This window comes from Mesorhizobium sp. M7A.F.Ca.CA.001.08.2.1 (genome assembly GCF_003998455.1).
GTDB classification, from domain to species: domain Bacteria; phylum Pseudomonadota; class Alphaproteobacteria; order Rhizobiales; family Rhizobiaceae; genus Mesorhizobium; species Mesorhizobium ciceri.
Genome location: NZ_RZPW01000379.1, coordinates 1 through 5,899 on the forward strand (window position 1 = coordinate 1; position 5,899 = coordinate 5,899).

The window sequence follows — 5,899 nt, forward strand, 5'->3', positions numbered from 1 at the left end:
GGGTTGTTGGACAGGCGGATCTCGCCCCCTGCGGCGCGTGCGATGTTGCGGGCAATGGTCAGGCCGAGGCCCAGACCGCCGGTCTGGCGGTTGCGCGATTGTTCGAGGCGCACGAACGAGCCGAACACCGCGTCGATCTGTGCCTGCGGTATGCCAGGCCCTTCATCGCGGATGGTGAGCAGGATCATGTCCTCCGACCGGCGCAGCGAAAGATGCGCCTTCTTGCCGTAGGTGACCGCGTTCTGCACCAGATTGGTGACGCAGCGCTTGAGCGCGACCGGCCGCGCCATGCAGATCAGCCCGCGCGAACGGGTCTCGTCGTCGAACGAGACGTCGTCATAGCCGTCGGCGATCGATTCCACGAGCGACCAGAAATCGATGCGTTCGTTCTTTTCCTCGGTCACTTCGAAGGTGGCAAAGTCGATCACCGAACTGGCAATGCTCTCGACATCGGCGAGATCGTGGGCCAGCGCCTCGCGGACCGCCGATTTGCGCAACAGCTCCAGGCGCAGGCGCATCCTGGTCATCGGCGTGCGCAGGTCATGCGCCAGTGCCGCCGCCAGATGTTCGCGGTCCTCGACATATTCGCGCAATCTCGCCTGCATGGCATTGATCGCCTTGGCGGCGGCACGCACCTCGCGGCTGCCGCTCTCGGCGATCGGCGGGCTCTTCAGATCCTTGCCGATCCGGTTCACGGCGGTTTCCATCATCCGGTAGGGCGCCGTCAGCCGGCGCAGTGACCAGATCGACATGATCACCACCAGCCCTGCGATCAGCGAATAGAGCGGCAGGCTGTCGAAGCTCAGGATCGGGCCGACGGGCGTGATCGGTTCGGTGAAATTCAGCCATTGGCCGTCGGCGAAGCGCAGCGATGCCGTCAGCTTGTCGCTCTGGGCGAAGTCGGCGGCCAGCACCAGAAGGTCGCGCTCGACCTGGCCGATGTCGGGTCCTGGCGTCGTGCCGTCCGCGTCGTCGGCCTCGCGCGTCGCCGGATCGCGGCGCACGCGTGCATCGGTGATGCCGAATTTGGACAGCCGGCCGACGAGGATGTCTTCGAGTTCGGCCAGTTCGTCGTCGCCGGCGATCGACGAAGTGACCGCCGGCGTGTCCGAAACGGTGAGCGCGTAGGTGGAGTTGAACAGGCCGGTCGCCGTCGCCTTGCGCTCGTCCGGACTGGCGTCATGCATGAGCTGCACCAGCGAGAAGGCACGGTCGTTGAGCCGGTAGAGGTCGACGACGTCGTTGGCGGCAGCGCGGTCGCGCGAGACGATGTAGAGGGTCGCGACCTGGCTGATCAGCAGGCCGGCAATGACGATCAGCAGCACCCAGACAGGCAAGGTCTGCGGCAGGAAACGTCTCATTCGGAGGTCGTCTCGGGCAGGAACTGGTAGCCGCCGCTGCGTACGGTCAGGATCAGCTTGGGCGTCTTCGGGTCGTCCTCCATCTTGCGCCGCAACCGGCTGACCAGGATGTCGATGCTGCGGTCGAAGGAATAGTCGCTGTCGCCGCCGGACAATTCGATGAGCTGGTCGCGGGTCAGCACACGCTGCGCACTCTTGACGAAGGTCTGCAGCAGGTTGAATTCGGCCATGGTCAGCTCGACCCTGACATCGTCGGGTGCGATCAGCCGGCGCCGGGCACAGTCCATCGTCCAGCCAGCGAAGCGGTAGATCTGCTTGGTGGTGGCGCGCTTCGGCTCGGCGGCGCCATTGCGCCTGAGCACGGCCCGGATGCGCGCCAAAAGCTCGCGCGGGTCGAAGGGCTTGGGCACATAGTCGTCGGCGCCCATTTCCAGGCCGACGACGCGGTCGGTCGTCTCGGTGACGGCGGTCAGCATGATGATCGGCGTCGAATACTGGGCGCGCAGGTCGCGGCACAGCTCCAGCCCGCTCTTGCCGGGCAGCATCACGTCGAGGACGATGAGGTCCACCTGGACGCGCCGCAGGATGGTCTCCATCTCGATGCCGTCGGCGGCAACCGAGGTGTGCAGGCCCCGCTTCTGGAAGAATTCCTGCAGCAGGTCGCGGATGCCCTTATCGTCGTCGACGATCAGTATGTGTGCATCGGATTTCACAGCAGCCCTGTCATTGTTGCCAAGCCCTTCTGTCTTTGATTGCCAAGCCCTTCGGTCGCAACCCACACGATAGAATTCAGGCCATATGTTGGCCAGTGGCTATGATGGAGTTCACACCGGCTTTCTCAGACACACTCCAGAAACAAAATTCTACAGTTCAGAAAAACTCCTGAAAAATTTCAAAGGCATAACTGATCTCGTGGCGGTCAGGTCATCGGCTGCGACGCTAGTCTCCGGGTTTACGGATAAACCGATGCCAAGGTTGTCGATCAGTTTGTTGGGTGCGTTGCTGGGCTTCTGCCTGGTCACTGCCGCTGTCGGACAATCGGACGCAAAGGCGACGCTCACAACCCGGAGCGAACGGTGCGCCAATCTCAGCCACCAATTTGATGAAGCCCTCGAAACCCATGCCACGGCAACGCAGGTCACCGCGGCAAAGGCACTTCAGAGAAAGGGCAACCGGTACTGCGCCGCCAAGAAACAGGCACAGGGCATCCGGATGCTCGCCAATGCTTTGAAGCTGCTTGGAGTGACGCCGAACGACCCGGTTCAGTAACGCTCCGAAACTTGACCCGCATAAAAAGGAAACGAAGCCATGAAAAAGTCCATCCTCTCCGCAACCGGTCTCGCCGTCGCTCTCGCTTTCGCGATGCCGGCTCTCGGCAACGCCGCCGCCACCACGACCGCTGCTCCGGCTGCTTCGACGACCACCGCTCCGGCGACTGCCGCTCCGGCCAAGGCTGCTCCCAAGAAGGTCGTCAAGAAGACCGTCAAGAAGCACAAGAAGGCTGCTGAGAAGGCCGTCAAGAAGGACGCCCCGAAGACCTGATAAGGTCCGGCATAAAATGCCGGCCTGTTGACCAAGGCCGCTCCAGCTGGTTTCGGTTGGAGCGGCCTTCTTCCTGTCCGAGCCGCTGAAGCCCTGACATTGGCGATGCAGCGGTCGATGGGTTCAACTGATCTTTGGCGAAGTCTGGCACCGGCAGCTTCCGCCTCGACTGACACTTAACCCGTTTGCAACGCCGGCCGTGTAGGACAATCCGCATGAAGAAGCGGCTTTCGTCCATTTTGCGCTCGATGGTGATCGGCGGTCTGGTTGCCACCGGCCTCGCCAGAGTGCTTATCCTGTTCACCGCCAGCCCGGTCCCCGATCCGGCCAGCGGACGCACCGAGCCTTCGCTGTTCGCGCCGGCGATTTCCACCAACTGGGACTACATAACGCCGGCACAGACCTGGCTGCTGGTCGTGCTGACCGGCGCGACGTTGATCTGCGTCGCCGCGTGGCCGATCGCGACCTGGCTGGAACGCCGGGCGGATGCCGGCGGAAACCGTTTTCGGTCCGATATACCGCCCGCTGCGGCCGTGCGGCAGATTCCCGGCCGCCGCATGTTCGGCCGCCAGGGCCGTTGAACGGCAACCGACACCTTCCCACATGATTATGAATGGCCGCGTCGGCGGACACCGGTTTCGCGCGTCGATCAAAATGGACGACCGTTTTCACCGGTGCCAGAATGGCGGTCACGTCGCTTACGCAAAACTGTCGGTTCCGATGCCTGAAATCACCACAAAACCGCGTACCCAGATCAAGCCGCAAGTCGAACGGCCAAAACTCTACAAGGTCATCCTCATCAACGACGATTTCACGCCGCGCGAATTCGTGGTGACGGTGCTGAAGGGCGAGTTCAAACTCAGCGAGGACCAGGCGCACCGGGTGATGATCACTGCGCATCGGCGTGGCGTCTGCGTCGTCGCCGTGTTCACCAAGGATGTCGCCGAGACCAAAGCGACGCGCGCCACCGATGCCGGCAAGGCCAAGGGCTACCCGCTGATGTTCACGACGGAGCCGGAGGAGTAGAGCAGGGGGCTTTCCCTTCTCCGACAAGGGGAGAAGGAAAAAGAGCGCCGCGCTACCGTCCCTCGCGGTACCACATCGAACCCATTGCCAGAAGCAGCAGGCCGAGGCCGAGGAAGCCGCCGAACAGCGGCACGCGCGAGACGGCTTTGAGCACGCTGTCGTCTGTCGTGCGCAGGCCGATCCAGTCGCTGCCGGATGCGGCACCAGCCGAGCGCACCGGCACGATGGAAGGCAGCGTCACGTCGCTGCCAAGGGCTGTGGAAGACGCCAGCCGGCGCACGCTGCCGCCGGTGGCTTCGGCCGGCGCCTTCAGCCGGTTTTCGGTGGAAATGACGTCGGCGAATTCCGGTGCGTTGACCGGCCCGACATGGGCGAGCGCGGTGAGGTCGCCATTGGCGACCTGGTAGAGCCCGATCTCGCTGGTCTCGACGCTGCCGAGGAAGACCCCGGGCTCGGCTTTGTCGAGCTTGACGGTCAAGGTTTTGCCGGACGGGGTGATGATCTGCGCGGCGCCGGGATCGTCGGCCATCGTCTGGCGGCGGATTTCCAGCACCATGCCACGACCATCGGCGGTCAGCCGCTCCTCCTCGAGCTCCGGCTCCTTCATCAGCCAGTGCGCGATGCGCCGATAAAGCTGGACATGCGGGCCGCCGCCCTCGAAGCCGCGCGCCCACAGCCAGCCCTGATCGGACAGCAGCATGCCGACGCGGCCTTCTCCCTTGCGGTCGAGCAGCAGCAGCGGCCGGTTGTCGGCGCCCTTCATGACCACTTCGCCTTCCGGGTTCTGCACGCCTATGGTGCGGAACCAGCGGCTCCAGCGCGGCGGCTCGGTGGCCGAGCCATCGAGCCCACGCGTCACCGGGTGGCGCTGGCCGAGTTCGGTGAGGCGCGGATAGAAGGCCTTGTCGACAACTTCGCCGGTCGGCATCGCCGGCAGGGCGGCCATCAGCGGCGTGCGCGCGATCGAGCTTTCGCCGGCATATTCGGGGCCGGCCGCGATCAGCAGCGCGCCGCCCTTTTCGACATATTCGGAGATGTAGTCGTAATAGAGGATCGGCAGCACGTCGCGGTGCTGGTAGCGGTCGAAGATGATGAGGTCGAAATCCTTGATCTTCTCGACGAACAGTTCGCGGGTCGGGAAGGCGATAAGCGACAATTCGTTGATCGGCGTGCCGTCCTGCTTTTCCGGCGGCCGCAGGATGGTGAAATGGACAAGATCGACCGAGGCGTCGGATTTCAGCAGGTTGCGCCAGGTGCGCTCGCCGGCATGCGGCTCGCCGGAGACGAGCAGCACACGCAGGTTCTCGCGAATGCCGTCGATCAGTGCGATGGCGCGGTTGTTGGTGTCGGTCAGTTCGCCCGGCTCGCGATCGATGGCGAGTTCGACGATGTTGCGGCCGGCACCCGGAATGGTGACCTGCAGCGGCATGGCCTGGCCAACGGTGGCGTGCTCGACGGCGACCTGCTCGCCATTGACCGAGACGCGCACATCGACCGGGCCAGTCTCGTTTTCGGTCGAGATGACGCGGTAGGTCATGTCGAGCGGCTTGCCAACAAGGCCGAAGCGCGGCGCGTTCTCGAAGCGGATGCGGCGGTCCTTTTCGTGGTCGTTGCCGGTGATCAGCGCATGCAGCGGGGCGTTGAAATCTGGCGCGCCCGGCGGCGCGTCATGGACCTCGCCATCGGTGATCATGATCGCGCCGCCGATGCGTGACGGCGGCACGTCGCGGAAGGCGCCTTCAAGCGCGCCGAACAGCCGTGTCTCGGTGCGCTCTTCGGCGGCCTCGGATTTGCCGGCCTCGACGACCCGCACGTCGAACTGCTTGAAGCGGCCAAGCCGCTGCTGCAGCCCGGCCAGCGCCTCGTCGGTCTGCTTGGTGCGATCGCCGATATCCTGGCTCTGGCTGCGGTCGACGACGAGGGCGACAACGCTTTTCAGCGGCTCGCGCTCCTCGTTGAGGAACACCGGG

The 5,899-nt window shown here is 64.2% G+C and carries 7 protein-coding genes; 4 read left to right on the plus strand and 3 right to left on the minus strand.

The features are described 5' to 3' along the window. Together EN914_RS21195 and EN914_RS21200 are read right to left on the minus strand one after the other, a co-directional pair. On the minus strand, nucleotides 1–1,361 hold a 1,361-nt coding region (locus EN914_RS21195), incomplete at its 3' end, for an ATP-binding protein (RefSeq protein ID WP_127389238.1). After that, entirely contained in the window at nucleotides 1,358–2,074 is a 717-nt protein-coding gene (locus EN914_RS21200; RefSeq protein WP_013529960.1) for a response regulator, read from the minus strand. The genes EN914_RS21200 and EN914_RS21195, both read right to left, overlap by 4 nt. A 253-nt stretch (nucleotides 2,075–2,327) precedes the next feature. On the opposite strand from EN914_RS21200, the gene EN914_RS38360 reads away from it, so the two are divergent. The 4 genes from EN914_RS38360 to clpS all read left to right on the plus strand — a co-directional run bounded on the left by EN914_RS38360 (nucleotide 2,328) and on the right by clpS (nucleotide 3,929). Further along, nucleotides 2,328–2,630: a hypothetical protein gene (locus EN914_RS38360; protein WP_024504541.1), complete on the plus strand. Its 303-nt coding sequence runs from the start codon at nucleotides 2,328–2,330 to the stop codon at nucleotides 2,628–2,630. Nucleotides 2,631–2,669: 39 nt separating this feature from the next. Beyond that, nucleotides 2,670–2,903, plus strand: a complete 234-nt coding sequence (locus EN914_RS21210; protein WP_013529962.1) for a hypothetical protein — start codon at nucleotides 2,670–2,672, stop codon at nucleotides 2,901–2,903. Nucleotides 2,904–3,118: 215 nt separating this feature from the next. Then, a complete protein-coding gene (locus EN914_RS21215; protein ID WP_013529963.1) occupies nucleotides 3,119–3,484 on the plus strand; it encodes a hypothetical protein in 366 nt (121 codons plus the stop codon). 139 nt (nucleotides 3,485–3,623) lie between these two features. Further along, the gene (gene clpS, locus EN914_RS21220) at nucleotides 3,624–3,929 is read left to right on the plus strand and encodes an ATP-dependent Clp protease adapter ClpS (RefSeq protein WP_013529964.1); all 306 of its coding nucleotides are present in this window, start codon (nucleotides 3,624–3,626) and stop codon (nucleotides 3,927–3,929) included. Nucleotides 3,930–3,981: 52 nt separating this feature from the next. On the opposite strand, the gene EN914_RS21225 is transcribed toward clpS, so the two are convergent. Continuing rightward, a partial coding sequence (locus tag EN914_RS21225) for a hypothetical protein (protein WP_127389239.1) occupies nucleotides 3,982–5,899 on the minus strand: 1,918 nt, incomplete at its 5' end.

Excerpts from the sequence above, each read along its gene's own strand:
- EN914_RS21210 (WP_013529962.1), top strand. The coding sequence starts at position 2,670 with ATGAAAAAGTCCATCCTCTCCGCAACCGGTCTCGCCGTCGCTCTCGCT.
- clpS (WP_013529964.1), top strand. The coding sequence starts at position 3,624 with ATGCCTGAAATCACCACAAAACCGCGTACCCAGATCAAGCCGCAAGTC.
- EN914_RS21215 (WP_013529963.1), top strand. The coding sequence starts at position 3,119 with ATGAAGAAGCGGCTTTCGTCCATTTTGCGCTCGATGGTGATCGGCGGT.
- EN914_RS38360 (WP_024504541.1), top strand. The coding sequence starts at position 2,328 with ATGCCAAGGTTGTCGATCAGTTTGTTGGGTGCGTTGCTGGGCTTCTGC.